Source organism: Streptomyces sp. NPDC002886 (assembly GCF_042888445.1).
Lineage (GTDB): Bacteria > Actinomycetota > Actinomycetes > Streptomycetales > Streptomycetaceae > Streptomyces.
Genome location: NZ_JBIAPV010000002.1, coordinates 41702 through 58355, shown reverse-complemented (window position 1 = coordinate 58355; position 16654 = coordinate 41702). Strand labels below are relative to the sequence as shown.

The 16654-nt window shown below is 72.6% G+C and carries 18 protein-coding genes; 12 read left to right on the top strand and 6 right to left on the bottom strand.

Annotated features, from left to right (window positions below):
- The first annotated feature begins 150 nt into the window (after positions 1-150).
- The 8 genes from ACFYYB_RS06400 (at position 151) to ACFYYB_RS06365 (ending at position 5676) form a co-directional block, all read left to right on the top strand.
- Positions 151-1749 carry an ABC-F family ATP-binding cassette domain-containing protein gene (locus ACFYYB_RS06400; RefSeq protein WP_389433523.1) on the top strand — a complete coding sequence of 533 codons (1599 nt, stop codon included), beginning with the start codon at positions 151-153 and terminating at the stop codon, positions 1747-1749.
- A gap of 350 nt (positions 1750-2099) precedes the next feature.
- Entirely contained in the window at positions 2100-2321 is a 222-nt protein-coding gene (locus ACFYYB_RS06395; protein ID WP_327307398.1) for a helix-turn-helix domain-containing protein, read from the top strand.
- Between the two features lie 171 nt (positions 2322-2492).
- Entirely contained in the window at positions 2493-3272 is a 780-nt protein-coding gene (locus ACFYYB_RS06390) for an enoyl-CoA hydratase/isomerase family protein (protein ID WP_389433522.1), read from the top strand.
- Between the two features lie 297 nt (positions 3273-3569).
- Positions 3570-4004, top strand: a complete 435-nt coding sequence (locus ACFYYB_RS06385; RefSeq protein WP_389433521.1) for an Asp23/Gls24 family envelope stress response protein — start codon at positions 3570-3572, stop codon at positions 4002-4004.
- Between the two features lie 10 nt (positions 4005-4014).
- Entirely contained in the window at positions 4015-4239 is a 225-nt protein-coding gene (locus ACFYYB_RS06380; RefSeq protein ID WP_389433519.1) for a hypothetical protein, read from the top strand.
- On the top strand, positions 4236-4604 hold the full coding sequence (locus ACFYYB_RS06375) for a hypothetical protein (protein ID WP_327307402.1): 369 nt from the start codon (positions 4236-4238) through the stop codon (positions 4602-4604). The genes ACFYYB_RS06380 and ACFYYB_RS06375 overlap by 4 nt, the downstream gene beginning before the upstream one ends.
- Positions 4605-4642: 38 nt before the next feature.
- The gene (locus ACFYYB_RS06370; protein ID WP_389433518.1) at positions 4643-5131 is read left to right on the top strand and encodes a DUF6286 domain-containing protein; all 489 of its coding nucleotides are present in this window, start codon (positions 4643-4645) and stop codon (positions 5129-5131) included.
- Entirely contained in the window at positions 5128-5676 is a 549-nt protein-coding gene (locus ACFYYB_RS06365) for an alkaline shock response membrane anchor protein AmaP (protein ID WP_389433517.1), read from the top strand. The genes ACFYYB_RS06370 and ACFYYB_RS06365 overlap by 4 nt, the downstream gene beginning before the upstream one ends.
- 24 nt (positions 5677-5700) lie before the next feature.
- Here ACFYYB_RS06365 and ACFYYB_RS06360 read toward each other — a convergent pair whose 3' ends face one another.
- From ACFYYB_RS06360 to ACFYYB_RS06335, 6 genes are all read right to left on the bottom strand, one after another.
- Complete coding sequence (locus tag ACFYYB_RS06360) at positions 5701-6456, bottom strand: SDR family oxidoreductase (RefSeq protein WP_389433516.1); 756 nt, start codon at positions 6454-6456, stop codon at positions 5701-5703.
- Positions 6457-6465: 9 nt separating this feature from the next.
- Entirely contained in the window at positions 6466-7263 is a 798-nt protein-coding gene (locus ACFYYB_RS06355; protein WP_389433515.1) for an SURF1 family protein, read from the bottom strand.
- A gap of 132 nt (positions 7264-7395) precedes the next feature.
- On the bottom strand, positions 7396-7629 hold the full coding sequence (locus tag ACFYYB_RS06350; RefSeq protein ID WP_112453882.1) for a hypothetical protein: 234 nt from the start codon (positions 7627-7629) through the stop codon (positions 7396-7398).
- A gap of 156 nt (positions 7630-7785) precedes the next feature.
- Entirely contained in the window at positions 7786-8760 is a 975-nt protein-coding gene (locus ACFYYB_RS06345; protein WP_327307407.1) for a DEDDh family exonuclease, read from the bottom strand.
- A gap of 49 nt (positions 8761-8809) precedes the next feature.
- The gene (locus tag ACFYYB_RS06340; RefSeq protein WP_389434923.1) at positions 8810-11428 is read right to left on the bottom strand and encodes an MXAN_6230/SCO0854 family RING domain-containing protein; all 2619 of its coding nucleotides are present in this window, start codon (positions 11426-11428) and stop codon (positions 8810-8812) included.
- A gap of 209 nt (positions 11429-11637) precedes the next feature.
- Positions 11638-12264 carry a TetR/AcrR family transcriptional regulator gene (locus ACFYYB_RS06335; protein WP_389433514.1) on the bottom strand — a complete coding sequence of 209 codons (627 nt, stop codon included), beginning with the start codon at positions 12262-12264 and terminating at the stop codon, positions 11638-11640.
- Positions 12265-12404: 140 nt separating this feature from the next.
- Here ACFYYB_RS06335 and ACFYYB_RS06330 point away from each other — a divergent pair, with 140 nt between their 5' ends.
- The 4 genes from ACFYYB_RS06330 to ACFYYB_RS06315 are packed head-to-tail and all read left to right on the top strand — an operon-like array spanning position 12405 to position 16625.
- Positions 12405-13202: an acetoacetate decarboxylase family protein gene (locus ACFYYB_RS06330; RefSeq protein WP_389433513.1), complete on the top strand. Its 798-nt coding sequence runs from the start codon at positions 12405-12407 to the stop codon at positions 13200-13202.
- A gap of 1 nt (position 13203) precedes the next feature.
- The gene (locus ACFYYB_RS06325) at positions 13204-14088 is read left to right on the top strand and encodes an SDR family NAD(P)-dependent oxidoreductase (protein ID WP_389433511.1); all 885 of its coding nucleotides are present in this window, start codon (positions 13204-13206) and stop codon (positions 14086-14088) included.
- A 12-nt stretch (positions 14089-14100) separates the two neighbouring features.
- The gene (locus tag ACFYYB_RS06320; protein WP_389433510.1) at positions 14101-15387 is read left to right on the top strand and encodes an amidohydrolase family protein; all 1287 of its coding nucleotides are present in this window, start codon (positions 14101-14103) and stop codon (positions 15385-15387) included.
- On the top strand, positions 15384-16625 hold the full coding sequence (locus ACFYYB_RS06315; RefSeq protein WP_389433509.1) for an amidohydrolase family protein: 1242 nt from the start codon (positions 15384-15386) through the stop codon (positions 16623-16625). Before ACFYYB_RS06320 ends, ACFYYB_RS06315 begins: the two co-directional genes overlap by 4 nt.
- Positions 16626-16654 lie beyond the last annotated feature (29 nt).

Here is a 16654-nt window from a genome sequence, read left to right as displayed (position 1 = left end):
GGCCGGTCCCGCGCGGGGCGGCCGGGCCCGAAAGTAGTTGCGGGCCACCGGTAGAATGACTTCCATGGCAAATCTCCTCGCGGATTAGCGGCGTAGAAGCATCGCGTCCTGCCCCCCTTCCGCCGTCCCGACCCGCCCTGGAGTATTTCCGTGATCACCGCCACCGGCATCGAGCTGCGCGCCGGCGCCCGCATCCTCATCGAGAACGCCTCCTTCCGCGTCGCCAAGGGCGACCGCATCGGCCTCGTCGGCCGCAACGGAGCCGGCAAGACCACCCTCACCAAGTGCCTCGCGGGTGAGGGAACGCCGGCCGGCGGCAGCATCGCCCGCTCCGGCGAGGTCGGCTACCTCCCGCAGGACCCGCGCACCGGCGACCTCGACGTGCTGGCCAGCGACCGGATCCTGTCCGCGCGCGGACTCGACGTCCTGCTCAAGAAGATGCGGATGAACGAGGAGCGGATCTCGTCGGGCTCCGGCGCCACCCGCGAGAAGGCGATGCGCCAGTACGAGCGCCAGGAGACCGAGTTCCTCACCAAGGGCGGGTACGCCGCCGAGTCCGAGGCCGCGACCATCTCCGCCGCCCTCGGCCTGCCCGACCGGGTGCTCGGCCAGCCGCTGCACACCCTCTCCGGCGGTCAGCGCCGCCGCGTCGAGCTCGCCCGGATCCTCTTCTCGGACGCCGACACCCTGCTCCTCGACGAGCCGACCAACCACCTCGACGCCGACTCGATCGTGTGGCTGCGCGACTACCTGAAGACGTACCGCGGCGGCTTCATCGTGATCTCCCACGACGTGGACCTGGTCGAGACGGTCGTCAACAAGGTGTTCTACCTGGACGCCAACCGCGCCCAGATCGACGTCTACAACATGGGCTGGAAGCTTTACCAGCAGCAGCGCGAGGCCGACGAGAAGCGCCGCAAGCGCGAGCGTCAGAACGCCGAGAAGAAGGCCGCGGCGCTGAACTCGCAGGCCGACAAGATGCGCGCCAAGGCCACCAAGACCGTGGCCGCCCAGAACATGGCCAAGCGCGCCGACCGGCTGCTGGCGGGCCTGGACGCCGTCCGCGTCTCCGACAAGGTCGCCAAGCTGCGCTTCCCGGACCCGGCGCCCTGCGGCAAGACCCCGCTGACCGCCGAGGGCCTGTCGAAGTCCTACGGCTCGCTGGAGATCTTCACCGACGTCGACCTGGCCATCGACAAGGGCTCCCGCGTGGTCATCCTCGGCCTCAACGGCGCCGGCAAGACCACGCTGCTGCGCCTCCTGTCGGGCACCGAGAAGCCCGACACCGGCTCGGTCGTCCCCGGCCACGGGCTCAAGCTCGGCTACTACGCCCAGGAGCACGAGACCCTGGACCCGGAGCGCTCGGTCCTGGAGAACATGCGCTCCTCGGCGCCGGACCTGGACCTGGTCGCCGTACGCAAGACGCTGGGCTCGTTCCTCTTCTCCGGCGACGACGTGGACAAGCCCGCGGGCGTCCTGTCCGGTGGTGAGAAGACCCGCCTCGCCCTGGCGACGCTGGTCGTCTCCTCGGCCAACGTGCTGCTGCTCGACGAGCCCACGAACAACCTCGACCCGGCCAGCCGCGAGGAGATCCTGGGCGCCCTGCGCACCTACAAGGGCGCCGTCATCCTCGTCACCCACGACGAGGGCGCGGTCGAGGCGCTGGAGCCGGAGCGGATCATTCTGCTCCCGGACGGCGTCGAGGACCTGTGGGGTCCGGACTACCGGGACCTCGTGGCGCTCGCCTGACGCGCTTCCGCTTCCGTGATCCTTTGCTTATGGATCATTCGGCTCAGACGTGATCCATCATCTGAGTGAGACGGTCTCATACCGATCCGTGCGCGACGAAGGCCCCGGCCGCATCTCCCAGGATGTGCGGCCGGGGCCTTCCGTTTGCGCGCTCCGGCCCCTGACCTGGCGATTCCTACCGGCCGAGCGGAAATGTGACGGAGGTCATGCAGCGGAAGAGAAGATTCCGTTCTGCTCGTGTGTCCACGGCTGAAGAAATGCCGCCCTACCACCTTGCTGAATGGGTGGCCAGGAAGCCGGGGAGGGGTGATCATGAGAAGTCAGAGCGCACTTCCCATGAGGAGGCACGGGTGGCCGAAACTCTGAAGAAGGGCAGCCGGGTAACCGGCGTCGCGCGCGACAAGCTCGCGGCAGACCTGAAGAAGCAGTACGACTCCGGTGCGAGTATCCGGGCGCTGGCCGAATCGACCGGCCGGTCCTACGGATTCGTCCATCGGATGCTCAGCGAGTCCGGAGTCACGCTGCGTGGTCGCGGTGGCGCGACGCGCGGCAAGAAGGCGGCTACGGCCTGACCATTTGGTTCCCTTTGGTTCCAACGGTTTTCCGTAATCAGCTTCACGGTTCCAGTTCCACCGTCCTTCGGTGACCCCCCGGTCGGTTCCATGGCCGGCCGGGTGGTTACTGTGCAGTCACTTAGGCCGAGAATGCGGCCCAGCGACGGCACGACCACCGGAGGCACACAGATGGCTCTGCTCGACAAGGACGGCGTACGGCTCACCGTCGACGACACGGTCGCCACGGTGACACTGACCAATCCGGCCAAACGGAACGCTCAATCCCCCGCGCTCTGGCGGGCGTTGACGGAGGCTGGAAGGTCATTGCCGGGCACCGTCCGGGTCGTCGTGCTGCGCGGCGAAGGGCAGTCCTTCTCCGCAGGGCTCGACCGGCAGGCATTCACCCCCGAAGGCTTCGAGGGCGAGCCGTCGTTCCTTGACCTGGCGCGCGGTTCGGAGGAACTGCTCGACTCCACCATCGCCGAGTACCAGGAAGCGTTCACCTGGTGGCGGCGCAACGACATCATCTCCGTGGCCGCCGTTCAGGGGCACGCGATCGGTGCCGGTTTTCAGCTTGCCCTCGCGTGCGATCTGCGCGTCGTCGCGGACGACGTGCAGTTCGCCATGCGCGAGACCGGGCTGGGCCTGGTGCCCGACCTCGGCGGCACCCAGCCGCTGACCTCGGCCGTCGGCTATGCCCGCGCGCTCGAAATCTGCGCGACGGGCCGCTTCGTCCACGCCGAGGAGGCGGAACGGATCGGCCTCGCGAACCTGGTCGTCCCCGCGGGCGAGCTCGACGCGGCGGTCCAGGACCTCACCACCGCGCTGCTGGCTCCGCCGCGGGACGCGGTGACCGAGACGAAGGCGCTCTTGCGCGGTGCGACGACCCGGGCGTACGACGACCAGCGTGCGGCCGAGCGTGCCGCGCAGGCCCGCCGCCTCCGCGACCTGGCCGGCCTCTCCGACTAGCCGCGCCGCAGTGGCACGGGGGCCGGCCCCCGGACCCCCGCTCCTCAAACGCCGGAGGGGCTGGATTTGGCTGACGCCGGCGAAAATCCAGCCCCTCCGGCGTTTGAGGAGCGGGGCCTGGGGCGGAGCCCCAGGGCCTTTCGGGGTCCGGGCGGAGCCCGGGGAACGGTGGAAGGGCGGGTAGGGGACAGCCCCGCAGGGCCGCGCCGCGGAGGGCGCGAAACGCGGCCCAGTCCGCGCGCCGGCCCGGACCGCGGCTTAACGTGGTCGGGGGCCCACCGTGCGAAGGGATACGAGATGACCGAATCCGCCGCCACAGGCGGCATCGCGAAGCCTCCCGCCGACCGCGGCCGCACGAGCATCGCCGACGGCGTCGTCGAGAAGATCGCCGGCCTGGCGGCCCGCGAGGTGGTCGGCGTCCACGCCATGGGCAGCGGCAGCGGCCTCTCCCGTACCTTCGGCGCCGTCCGCGACCGCGTCCCCGGCGGGGCCAAATCCACCGTCAGCCGGGGCGTGAAGGCGGAGGTCGGCGAGGTGCAGACCGCCCTCGACCTGGAGATCGTCGTGGATTACGGCGTGTCGATCCGGGACGTGGCCCGGGCCGTCCGTGAGAACGTCGTCTCGGCGGTGGAGCGGATGACCGGCCTGGAGGTCGTCGAGGTCAACATCGCGGTCAGCGACGTCAAACTGCCGGACGAGGACGACGAGGAGCCGGAGTCCCGACTGCAGTAGAGGAGCCCGCATGAGCATGTCGGTCGTCGGCCTCGTGGCCGGCATGGCACTGGGGTTCGCCGGGTACTTCGGCGGCTTCGGGGCCTTCCTGCTGGTGGCCGCGCTCGGCGCCATCGGCTTCGTCGTGGGCCGGTTCCTCGACGGCGACCTGGAACCCGGCGACTTCTTCCGCCCCCGGGGCCGCCCCGGGGACCGCGACCGGGATCGGGACCGCGACCGGGACCGCGACCGGTGAGCACCCCCCGGCCCACCCCGCCCCGGGTGCCCGCCGCCGAGCGGGGAGCCACCCGGATCGCCGACCGCGTCGTCGCGAAGATCGCGGCCCGGGCCGCCCGGGAGGCACTGACCCGGCCCGCTCCGGACGCCGCCCCGCCGCACGCCACCGTCACCGTGCACCACGACATCGCCCGCGTACGGGTGGCCCTGGAGCTGGCCTATCCCTCCGACCTCGCCGCCCAGTGCGCGGCCGTGCGCCGCCAGGTCGCCCTGCGCGTCGAGGAGTGCGCGCAGATGGCCGTACCCGAGGTGGACGTCGACATCGAGCACCTGCGCCCCGCGCGGGGCCGGCCCGTCGCCGGGCCCGACCGGCGGGTCCGGTGAGCGCCCGCTTCCGGTCACCCCGGAGGTTCCCGGCCGCCGTGGCGGCGTGCGCCGTCCTCGGGGTGGCGGGGCTGTTCCTGTACGACCTGGCGGCGGTACGGGCCCACCGCCCGGGCATGCGCTGGCGCGACGAGCTCTCCCGGGCCCTGGAACAACACACCCCGGCCGACCCCGGCGTGCTGATCGGCGGCGCGGCCTTGGCCGTCGCCGGGGCCGCGCTGCTGCTGTACGCCCTGACCCCGGGCCTGCGCGGGATCCTCCCGATGGCCTCCGGGAACCCGGAGGTGCGGGGCGGGCTGGAACGCAAGGCCGCCGCCCAGGTGCTGAGGGACCGGGTCATGGAGGTGTCCGGGGTGCGGTCGGCGCGGGTCAGGGTGGGCCGGGCCGCCATCGGGGTCCGGGCCGTGTCCCACTTCCGCGAACTGGACGACGTACGGGCCGATCTGGACGCGGTGCTGGCCGTCGGAATCGAGGAGCTGGGGCTGGCCCACGCGCCGCGGCCGAGGGTACGGGTGAACCGCCGGTGACCCTCGGGACGGTGAACCGGGTCCTGCTCGCGCTGCTCGGGCTGGTCCTGCTGGCGGCGGGGACGTCGCTGCTGGCCGCGACCGGGCCGTTCGAGGGCCGCCACGAACCGCTGCTGGCGCCGCACGGGCCGGGCCGGCCCGCGCCCTGGTGGGTGGTGCTCGCCGCGCTCGGGGCGTGCGTGCTGCTCGCCCTGTGGTGGCTGCTGTCCCAGCTGCGCCGGGCCCGGCTCGCGGCGGTGCTCGTGGACACCGGGGACGGGGCGTTCGCCGTACTGCGCGGGCGGGCGCTGGAGGAGGCCGTCGAGGCCGATGTCCAGGAGGCCGTGGAGGGCGTGGCGCGGTGCCGGGTCGCTCTGCGCGGGCGGCGCGGGGCCCCGGCCCTGCGGGTCGCCCTGGAGCTGGAGCCGCACGCGGTGCCGGCCGACGTACTGGCGGCCCTCGCCGGCCCGGTGCTGGGCCGGGCCCGCGCCTCGGCGGCGCTCCCGGCCCTCCCGGCGGAGGCCCGCCTCCACGTCACCCCCCGCCGGGCGCGGCGGGTGACGTGAGGCGGAGCCGGGGCGGGCGGCGCGTCAGAAGCCGTGCCGGGAGCCGCCGTCCACCGGGAGCATGACGCCGGTCAGGTAGGAGGCCGCCGGGGACAGCAGGAACGCCGCCGAGCGGCCGAACTCCTCCGGGGTGCCGTACCGGCGCAGCGGGATGCCCGCCTCGTTGCGGGTACGGGCGGCGTCCGCGTCCCCGGACAGGGAGTCGAGCTCGCGGACCCGGTCGGTGTCGATCCGGGCGGGCAGCAGTCCGACCACCCGGATGCCGCGCGGGCCCAGCTCCACGGAGAGGGACTTCGCGAAGCCGGCCAGGCCGGGGCGCAGACCGTTGGAGATGGTGAGGCCGGGGATCGGCTCGTGCACGGAGCCCGACAGGACGAAGCCGATGACCCCGCCGTCGGAGAGCTCGGCGGCCGCCGCCCGAGCGAGGCGGACCGCGCCGAGGAAGACCGACTCGAAGGCCGCCGCCCACTGCTCGTCGGTGTTGTCGGCCGCCGAACCGGGCGCCGGGCCGCCGACGCTGATGAGGATGCCGTCGAGGCGGCCGAAGTGCTCCCGGGCGGCGGCGACGAGCCGGGCGGCGGCTCCGGGGTCGGAGTTGTCGGCGGCCACACCGACCGCGTTCGGGCCCAGCGCCTTGGCCGCGGCCTCGGCGCGCCCCGCGTCCCGGCCGGTCAGCACCACCTTGGCGCCGTCGGCGGTCAGTTCGCGGGCGGAAGCGTAGCCGAGGCCCCTGGTGGCGCCGGTGACGACGTAGACACGGTCCTTCAGTCCAAGATCCATGCCGACACGCTACGCGGTCGTCACGGGCTCCCGCTCGGAAGCGGCGGCGGAAGCCGCGGCCGCCGCATCCCGGTCGCGCTTCTCGCGCCGTACGAGCACGATCCAGCCCACCGGCACCGCGAAGGTGAACAGCCACCACTGGATGGCGTAGGCCATGTGCGGCCCGATCGAGTCGTGGTCGGGCTCGGCGACCACCTCGGGCTTGCCGTCGGCCGGGACCGGGGCGGTGAGTTCGAGGTAGCCACCGAGGACGGGCTTGCCCAGGTACGCGGCCTGCTGCTTGCTGTTGATCAGCATCACCTGGCGGTCCGGCAGGCCCTTGCGGTCCTTGATGCCGCTGCCGCCGCTGGTCTCGTCGGCCTTCAGCCGGCCGGTGACCGTCACCTCGCCGGTGGGCGCGGCGGGCACCGGCGGGTAGGCGCGGGGGTCGTCGCCGCCCGCGACCCAGCCGCGGTTGACGAGCACGACCCGGCCGTCGGCCAGGACCAGCGGGGTGAGGACGTGGAAACCGACCTTGTCGTCGTTGTCGGTGCGCATGCGCACGACGACCTCGTGCGCGGAGTCGTACGTACCGGTGGCGGTCACGGCACGCCAGTAGTCGGCGCGCGGGACCACGTGTCCGGGGGAGGTGATCTCGGTCATGCGGACCGGCTTCGCCCGCAGGTTCGTGTCGATCAGCTGGTTCTGCGCGACACGGTGCTCATGACGGTGGAACTGCCAGAACCCCAGCTTGATCATCGCGGGGATCAGGGCGAGGCCGATGAGGGTGAGGCACACCCACTGCCGGGTCAGCACAAAGCGGTACACGCCCACGACGGTACCCCCAGCGGCGAGGACCCCGGCGGCCGGGTGGCCGTCCGGGGTCGTGGCGGAGGGGGAGGGAAGGGAGGAAGGAGGGGAGGAAGGAGGGGAGGAAGGCGTCGGGGGACGGTACGGGAGTCAGACGCGGTCGGTGATGCCCACCTTCCCCTCCGCGCGGGCGCAGTGCCCTCCGCAGAACCACTGCCCCTCGACCTCGACGCCCTGCCCGATGATCTGGACCCGGCAGTGCTCGCAGATGGGCGCCATGCGGTGAATGGCGCAGGAGAAGCAGTCGAAGACGTGCACAGCACCCTGTGCGTGGACTTCGAAGGACATGCCGTAATCGTTCCCGCAGACTTCGCAACGTGCCATGCGCGGCATGCTGCGCAGGCCGGACCGCCGGAACAAGATCCACCGGGGTGAGTCGCCGAGCGTGCACCCGGCCGGCCCAACGAGCGGGGCCACGGGCGGGGCGACGGGCGGGGCGACGGGGGCCACGAACGGGAGGCCCCGAACCTCCCCCCGTGCTCAGTCCTGCGCCGGAGCCACGTCCCGCAGCAGCTGGGTGAAGGCCGCCTCGTCGACGACGGGGGTCCCGAAGGACTTCGCCTTCACCGTCTTGGAGGTCGAGGAGTCCGGGTCGTTGGTCACGAGCAGGCTCGTGAGCCGGGACAGGCTCGTCGCGACGTGCAGACCGGCCTCGACGGCGCGGTCCTCCAGCAGCTCCCGGTCCACGGAGGTGTCGCCGGAGAACGCGATCCGCATGCCCTGCTTGAGCGGGGTGCCGTCCGCCCACCGCCCCGGGTTCGGGTACGGGCAAGCCGGCCGCTTGCGCGAGGGCCGCCAGCTCGAGCTCGCTCCGTACGAGGCCTGGTACCCGACGCGCGGGGCGGCCGGGGTGTCCGACCACTCCGTCAGCGGCCGGCATTCCAGCAGGGGCAGCCGTACGTTGTCCCGCGCGGCCGCGTGCAGGGACGGACGGAACGCCTCCGCGAGGACCCGTGCGTCGTCGAGCGCGTGGTGGGCGCGCTGCTGGACCACGCCGAAGTGCGCGGCGAGCGACTCCAGCTTGTGGTTGGGCAGTGGGAGGTTCAGTTCCTTCGACAGGGCGATGGTGCACAGCCGCTGACGCACCGGAGCGGTGGCCTCGGCCCGCGCGTACTCGCGGGCGATCATCTGCCAGTCGAAGATCGCGTTGTGCGCGACCAGCACCCGGTCGGCGAGCCGGCCCGCGAACTCCTCGGCGATGTCCTTGAAGAGCGGCGCGTCCTGGAGCATGTCGCTGGTCAGACCGTGGATCCACACGGGGCCGGGGTCCCGGAGCGGGTTGACCAGCGTGTACCAGTGGTCCTCGACATTGCCTTGAGCGTCGAGCCGGTAGACGGCGGCGGAGATTATCCGGTCGTCGCGAGCGAGCCCGGTGGTCTCCACGTCGACGACCGCGTACCCCTGTGGGTACGCGGTCGGCCACATCGTCTCTGCGGTCGTACGGTCGGCGAGCATGGTCACAGAGGATATCGGCCCGCGCCGACACTCGAAGCCCTACGGCCTTTCAGCTCGGCCCGGCCCCGGCCCGGCTCAGCTCCGCCACGAGCTCCCCGGCCGTCACCCGGGCGAAGGACCCGGGTACTTCGGCGGGGCCGGGGAAGAGCCGGTAGACCGTCCCCGAACCGCCCTCCGGCGCCACGCTCGCGCAGGTCAGTGCCAGGAACGCGCGCTTCCCGGAGGCCAGTTCGGCGGCCTCCGCGTCCGCGTCCGCGGGGGCCCGGCGCTCCTCGGGCGGCTCCAGGGCGGCGATCCGCGCGGCGAAGCCGGCCGGTTCCTCGCCGACGGCGGCCCGGTAGAGCCACACCTCGTCGGTGGCCGAACTCTCAGGCGCCCGCCGGATCACCGCCACCTCGCGGGTGCGGGCCGCGGCCCGCCACACGGTGAGGTCCCACAGGGTGGTGCGGGTGCCGGAGGTGAAGTGCGCCCATACGTCCGAGGCCACGGCCGCGAGCCGGTCGCCGTGCGAGGCGACGCTCTGGAAGCCCCCCGAAGGGGGCAGGTGGACGTCCGCCCACAGCGCCCGCCGTGCGGCCAGGTCCACGACCATCGGCATGCAGGCCCGGGAAGCGCCGCTCAGGTCGAACCGCTGGCGGACCGTGCGCGGGTCGTACGAGGAGTCGCGCGGGCCGTCCGCCGGCAAGGTCATGAACCCGGCGAAGGCGTCGTCCAACTCCTCGAACGGCACGTTGTTGAAGCTGAACACCAGCGGGACCGCGTACGCGTCCCCCTGACGGGCGAGCTTCGCCAGGTCCAGGTCCACGTACTCGGTGGCCCCCTCCGGAGCCGGCGCCGAGGTGAGGTCGCCCGAATGCACGGCGGCCCTCCCCGCCCCGTACAGCAGACGGGTGTAGTCGCACAGGCCCGTGAACTTCCAGTCGGCGTCGAAGAAGGCCACCGACAGGTCCAGGTCGGTCACCTGGTCGGCGGGCTCGGTCCAGTGCAGGAACAGCCGCAGCACCTCGCCTCCGGGCAGCGCCAGGACGCTGCCCCGGGGGACCGCGACCAGCGCCTTCGCGGAGGAGCGCTCCCCGAAGGGCACGGGCAGCTCCGCGAGCCCGGAGTCCAGGACGGCCAGCTCGTACGGGTCCCCCTCGGCCCGGGCGAAGCGGCGCTGGACCTCCGCCTCCAGCATGGCCACGGCCGCCCGGGCGAGCGGCGCGGGCAGCGCCGGGCGGTCCTCCGCCACGGACTGGGCCCGGGTGACCCGCCCCTTCGGGAAGAACACGCGCCGGGAGCCGGTCCGGTCCGTGGAGCGCACCCGCAGGGCTCCGAGCGCCGACAGCAGCGGGCCCGCGCCGACGGCGGGAAGCCCGTGTGCCAGCGCCTTCGCCAGCTCCGGCACCAGGACGTCGCCGGCGTGCAGTCGCAGCAGGTGGTCGAGACGGCGCACGAGTTCACCCGGGCGCTCGGCGGCGGTCGCGGCGGCAGCCGCCGGGTCCCCCTCGGCCAGAGCCCGTTCCATGCGCCCGGCCCAGGTCACGGGCAGGATCCGGTCGCCGTCCACGCGTACGGCGTCCGGATGCGCGGCGGCGGTCTCCCGCAGGGCCGAGCCCAGGGAGCCGGACAGGTCGGTGCCCCGCAGCGCGGCGAAGGCCAGAGCGGCCCGCGGGTGGCGGGCGTGCCCCTCGAAGGGGTGCAGGGTCTCGGCGGCTCGCTTCCAGGCGGTCGGATGCCGCAGCAGGTCCTCGACGAGGTACGCCGTGGGCAACGCGTCGAGCACGCTGAGCAGTTCGCGGCGCAGGGGCCGGGACAGGGACCGGAAGCGCGATGTCGGCGGCAGCTCCGCGTCCCCGCCGGACAGCGCGCCGAGGAGCCGCAGCACGTCGGTGGCGGTGGTCAGCCGCCCGGCGAGCTGTGGCCGTACGGCCTCGTGCGTGGCGGGGCCGGTGAGCAGGGCGGCCAGGACCAGCGCCTTGGTCTCCCGTACGGGGATCTCCTGGGGGAGCCAGTCCCATCCGGCCGGGGCCAGGCGGGCCAGCAGGTGCACGTCTTCGCGGTCCTCCGGGGAGAGGGGGGTCGGCCGGGCGAGCAGTGACGCCAGCAACCGGGCCGAGTCCGCCGCCGGGTCGGTGCCGAGCCGGAGCAGCCGCAGCGGCCCGGGCGGGTTCCCGGCCTTGGCCTTGCCGGCCTTCCCGGGCGCGTGGTCCTCCGCGCGCAGGAAGGGGTCGGCCGGGTCGACGGGGCGGTGGCAGAGCGGGCAGCCGGTGTAGTCGGCGCCGTCCCAGCAGGAGCGGCAGATCAGATGGGCGCACGGCGAGACCGGGTGCACGGAGCCGGTCTCGGCGCAGAGCACGCACGGCTGGCCGGGCTCCTGGAGCAGCAGGGAGAAGACGCGGTCCACGTACCAGCGCTCGGTGTCGCGCGGGATGGAGAAGGGGAAGCGGCGGAAGAGCGGCTTGTGTACCCGGTCGGATCCCATGAGCTCGTCCACGAGTGCCAGCAGGCGCGAGCGTTCGACGGCGAGATCGGTCGGCGCGAGGACGGCCAGGGCGGCGTAGAGCTCCCGGCTCATGGCGTGGCCGCGCTCCAGCAGCTCGCCCTCCAGCGGGCGGACCCCTTCGGTGCCGGGCGATGCGGCGGCCGGCGGCTGGTCGACGTAGACGGTCTGGAGCCGGCGCAGCATGAGCGAGTCGACGGGTCGGATGGCAGGCACGGTCGTGGGGTTCCCTCCGCAAAACGAAAACGGGGGCGGAGAGTGGGCGCGCGGGTTCTTTGCAAAAGGAGTGAGAAGGATGCACGCCGGGGAGCCGCCCCCGTACGTCCGATCCCATCACGGGGGGTCGTGAGGCGGCAAACCGATTACCTGCCGGGCGGCCGCGCGGCGGCAGCCGGTTACCCGGCCGGCGGCGCCAGCAGGGCCCGTACCAGGGCCCTCAGGGTCAGCAGGAACAGCCGCTCCGGATCCACCGGCCGGGCCAGCGCGCGGGCCAGCGGCGGGTCGTGCGGGGCGTCGGCCGGGTCCCAGAGCTCGCTCTCGGCGGGGGACTGGGCGGGGGAGCGTTCGCGATTGCGCTCGACCAGGACGAAGCCGATGATCTGGAACTGGATCGCCCGCACCGCGTCCGCGGCCCGGGCTCCGCGCAGGCCCGCCGCGTGCACCTCGTGGACCAGCGCCTGCTGGGCGGGCATGAACATCCGGTCGGTGAGGCCGCGCTCGTGGACCATGGCGATCAGGTGCGGGCGCTCGCGCAGCTCGCGGCGCAGGATCCGGGCGACCGAGAGGATGCGGTCGCCGGGGGTGCGGCCGACCGGCCGGATGGCGCCCACCTCCTCCACGGTCCGCTCCACGAGGGCGTCCAGCAGCGATTCGCGGTTGCCGACGTGCCAGTAGATGGAGGTCACCGCGGTGCCCAGCTCGGCGGCGAGCTTGCGCATGGTGAGGGCGGCCGGGCCGTGCTGTTTGACCAGGGACGCGGCGGCGTCCAGTACCTCCGCGCGGGTCAGCGTGGTTCTGGTCATCTGTCCGTCCCAACTTTCTGTCGATCCGTCAGATCGGTTACGTGCACGGGTCTTTACCCTTCATCGGTCGCGGTGTAACTGTGTTACAGAACCAGCTGCGTCAGAACCGACCGAGTCCTGGACGAAGGATGGTGCGAGAGATGGCACGCGTACGGTACGGAGCGCGCACCGAGGCGGAGATCGCCGCCGCGCGCGAGAAGAGTTCGAAGCTCCCCGACATCTGGTCCACCGGTGTGGTGGCCGTCTGGGAGACCGATCCGGACGTGGTGGCGGCGGTCCTCCCGCCGCCGCTGAAGCCCACGGAACGGCCCCTGGTGCGGGCCAACATCAGCAAGGTGGACCTGACCGGCTATCCGCTCGGCGCCGGTTCGGTGGCCGTCGCCGCCCAGCACGACGGGGTCGAGGGCTGGTACCCGCTGGTCATGCCGATGAGCATGGAGCGAGCCCTGATCGGAGGCCGCGAGGTCTTCGGCGAGCCGAAGAAGCTCGGCGAGATCACCGTCGAGCGCGACGGCTTGGTGGTCAAGGCCTCCCTCGCCCGGCACGGGATCGCCTTCGTGGAGGTGCGCGGGGCGGTGGACCGCGAGCTGCCCCTGCCCGAACCCACCGTGAAGACCGACTTCTACTTCAAGTTCCTCCCCGCGGTGGACGGTTCGGGCTTCGACGCCGATCCGGTGCTGGTGCACTGCACCCGCAACGAGAAGGTCCGCAAGCTGGAGCACATCACCGGCGATGTGGTGCTCCGCGAGTCGATGTTCGACCCCGTCGCCGACCTCCCCGTACGCCGCCTCGTCGAGCTCACCATCGGCGAGAAGACCACCGACCAGCGGGGCAAGGTCGTCGAGCGGGTCAGCGCCCAGGCCCTGCTCCCGTACATCCACCAGCGCTACGACGACCCGATGCAGATCCTCGACGGACCGCCCGAGGGGAGTGTGTGACGTGCGACTCGAACCCGGACAGGTGGCGGTCGTCACCGGAGCCGCCAGTGGCATCGGCCTCGCGATGGCCCGCCGCTTCGCCGCCGAGGGGCTGAAAGTGGTCCTCGCCGACGTGGAGGAGGGCGCCCTGCGCAAGGCCGCCGACGAACTCGCCGCCGACGGCGCCGAGGTGCTCGCCAAGATCGTCGACGTCAGCGACCGGGACTCCGTGATCTCGCTGGCCGACGCGGCGTACGAGGCCTTCGGCGCCGTGCACGTCCTGTGCAACAACGCGGGCGTCGGCTCCGGAGCCGAGGGCCGCATGTGGGAGCACGAGCCCAACGACTGGAAATGGGCCTTCTCCGTCAACGTCTGGGGCGTCTTCCACGGCATCCAGGCCTTCGTCCCCCGCATGATCGCAGCCGGCGGCCCCGGCCACATCGTCAACACCTCCTCCGGCGACGGCGGCATCGCCCCGCTGCCCACCGCCTCGGTCTACGCCGTCACCAAGGCGGCCGTGGTCACCATGACCGAGTCGCTCTACGCCCACCTCAAGGCGGAGGGCGCGGCCATCGGCGCCTCCGTGCTCTTCCCCGGACCGCACATGCTGCGCACCGGCCTGTGGGAGTCGCACCGCAACCGGCCCGACCGGTACGCCAAGGAACGCCCGCGCAAGTCCCCGTACCGCAGCCTCGACCAGTACGAGGCGGCCATGAAGAACGCAGGCCACGAGGTCAACTTCACCCCGGTCGAGGACGTCGCGGACCACGTCGTGGACGGCATCCGCGCCGACCGCTTCTGGATGCTGCCCGACAGCGAGCACAGCGACCGGCAGATCCGCGCCCGGTCGCAGTCGATGCTCGACCGCGCCAACCCCGCCTACCTGGAAAGCTTCATCCTCGACTGAGGAGCCTCAATCGTGAGTGCGTACGAAGACCCGTACCTGATCATCTCCTCCGACTGCCACGCGGGACTGCCCACCGAGCAGTACCGCCCCTACCTGGACAGCGCCTTCCACCCGCAGTTCGACGAGTTCCTCGGCCAGCGCGACGCCCGCCGCGCCGAGGCCACCAAGCTGGGCGTGCGCAACGAGGCCTTCGCCGAGAAGTGGTTCCACGACCACGAGGAGGGCCTCAAGGGCGGCTGGGACGTCACACAGCGGCTGAAGGAGCTCGACGGCGACGGCGTGGCCGCCGAAGTCGTCTTCCCCGACGCCGACGCCGTGGACAGCCAGACCGCCGCCCCCTTCGGGGTGGGCCTCGGCCTCTCCGGCGACCAGGACCCCGAGCTCGGCATGGCCGGCGCCCAGGCGCACAACCGCTGGCTCGCCGAGTTCGTCTCGGAACATCCCGAGCGGCACTGCGGGGTCGCCCTGCTGCCCATCACCGGCGACCCGGACAAGGTCGTCGCCGAGATCTACCGGGCCAAGGCATCCGGGCTGGGCGCCCTGATGATCCCGGCCATGTGGGTGGACAAGGCCCCGTACCACGACCGCCGTTACGACCCGGTGTGGGCGGCGGCGGCCGAGACGCAGATGCCGATCGTCACGCACTCCGGCTCCTCGCCGCGCCACGAGTACGGGGACCACCTGGGCATCTTCGTCTCCGAGGTCACCTGGTGGCCGGCCCGCCCGCTGTGGTTCCTGCTCTGGTCCGGGGTGTTCGAGCGGCACCCGGGCCTGAAGTTCGGCGTCGCCGAGTCGGGCTGCTGGTGGCTGCCCAACCAGCTCTGGTTCATGGACCGGCTCTACCTCGGCGCGCACGGCGGCAAGAAGCTGTCGCCGTTCGAGGAGCTGAAGCGGCCGCCGAGCGAGTACCTGGACCGGCAGGTGTTCGTCTGCGCGACCAACACCAAGCGGCGCGAGCTGGCCCAGCGCTACGAGATCGGCGTGGACAACATCCTGTGGGGCTCGGACTTCCCGCACCCCGAAGGGACCTGGCCCAACACCCGCACCTGGCTGAAGAACACCTTCCACGACATCCCCGTCGAGGAGACCCGCCGGATGCTGGGCCTGGCCGCCGCCGAGGTCTTCGGCTTCGACACCGACAAGCTGGCGCCGATCGCCCGCCGCATCGGCCCCACCCCCGCCGAGCTCGGGCAGAGCGCGGACCAGGCGGCCGTCGAAGCCTCCTGGGCGCGCTCGCGCGACGTGGGCCGGCACTGGCTGACGGACAACGACTTCCCGGTGCTGGGGGTGAACCCGTGAGTTCCGAGAACCCGGCCACCGGGGAGGACCGCTACACGGTCATCTCCGCCGACTGCCACGCGGGCGCCGACCTGCTGGACTACAAGCCGTACCTGGAGAAGCGCCACCACGCGGAGTTCGACGCCTGGGCCGCGACCTACGTCAACCCGTACGAGGACCTCCTCGCGGACACGGCCGACCGCAACTGGAACTCCCAGCGGCGCCTGACCGAGCTCGAAGCCGACGGGATCGTCGCGGAGGTGCTCTTCCCGAACACCATCCCGCCGTTCTTCCCCAAGGCCTCGCTGATGGCCCAGCCCCCGACGGCGGCCGAGTACGAGATGCGCTGGGCCGGGCTCCAGGCGCACAACCGGTGGCTGGCGGACTTCTGCGCGGACGCGCCGGGCCGCCGGGCGGGCGTGGTCCAGATCCTGCTGAACGACGTGGACGCGGCGGTCGAGGAGATCCGCCGCACCCGCAACGCGGGCCTGACCGGCGGCATCCTGCTGCCCGGCGTCCCGCCCGGCTCCACCGTTCCCGAGCTCTACTCGGAGGTCTACGACCCGATCTGGGCCGTCTGCGACGAGCTGGACGTGCCGGTCAACCACCACGGCGGCTCCGCCTCGCCACCCCTGGGCGACGAGCCGGCGGCGCGGGCCGTCTTCATGGTGGAGACCACCTGGTTCTCCCACCGGGCCCTGTGGCACCTCATCTTCGGCGGGGCCTTCCGCCGCAACCCCGGGCTGAAACTGGTCCTGACGGAGCAGGGCTCCGGCTGGATCCCCGGCGTGATCGAGATGCTGGACTACTACCACGGCCGCCTGGTCGCGGCCTCGGCCACCGCCGAGGCCAAGTTCGGCGCCGGGCTGGCCGAGTCCATGGGCAAGGGGCCGAGCCAGGTCTGGCGGGACAACTGCTTCGTGGGAGCCAGTTTCATGCGCCCCCACGAGGTCCCGCTGCGGGACCGGATCGGCCTCGACAAGATCATGTGGGGCAGCGACTACCCGCACGACGAGGGCACCACGCCCTACTCCCGCGAGGGCCTGCGCATCGCCTACGCGGGCCTGCCCCGCGAGGAGGTCGCGGCCATGGTCGGCGGCAACGCCGCCCGGGTGTACGGCTTCGACCTCGCCCTCCTCGACGCGGTGGCCGCCAAGCACGGCCCCCTCGTCTCGGAGGTCGCGCAGCCCCTGACGGAGGTCCCGGCCGCCGCCACCAGCCCGGCCTTCGCCCGAGGGGGCTCGGTCCGGGTCTGGTAGCGCCCGCGCCCCGAGCCCGGGCCCCGCGT

What these genes read in the sequence shown, in the direction of transcription:
- ACFYYB_RS06350 (WP_112453882.1), bottom strand. Translation starts at nt 7,629, where the DNA reads ATGGCACGTTGCGAAGTCTGCGGGAACGATTACGGCATGTCCTTCGAA.
- ACFYYB_RS06335 (WP_389433514.1), bottom strand. Translation starts at nt 12,264, where the DNA reads ATGACCAGAACCACGCTGACCCGCGCGGAGGTACTGGACGCCGCCGCG.
- ACFYYB_RS06380 (WP_389433519.1), top strand. Translation starts at nt 4,015, where the DNA reads ATGAGCATGTCGGTCGTCGGCCTCGTGGCCGGCATGGCACTGGGGTTC.
- ACFYYB_RS06345 (WP_327307407.1), bottom strand. Translation starts at nt 8,760, where the DNA reads ATGCTCGCCGACCGTACGACCGCAGAGACGATGTGGCCGACCGCGTAC.
- ACFYYB_RS06330 (WP_389433513.1), top strand. Translation starts at nt 12,405, where the DNA reads ATGGCACGCGTACGGTACGGAGCGCGCACCGAGGCGGAGATCGCCGCC.
- ACFYYB_RS06390 (WP_389433522.1), top strand. Translation starts at nt 2,493, where the DNA reads ATGGCTCTGCTCGACAAGGACGGCGTACGGCTCACCGTCGACGACACG.
- ACFYYB_RS06360 (WP_389433516.1), bottom strand. Translation starts at nt 6,456, where the DNA reads ATGGATCTTGGACTGAAGGACCGTGTCTACGTCGTCACCGGCGCCACC.
- ACFYYB_RS06340 (WP_389434923.1), bottom strand. Translation starts at nt 11,428, where the DNA reads ATGCTGCGCCGGCTCCAGACCGTCTACGTCGACCAGCCGCCGGCCGCC.
- ACFYYB_RS06385 (WP_389433521.1), top strand. Translation starts at nt 3,570, where the DNA reads ATGACCGAATCCGCCGCCACAGGCGGCATCGCGAAGCCTCCCGCCGAC.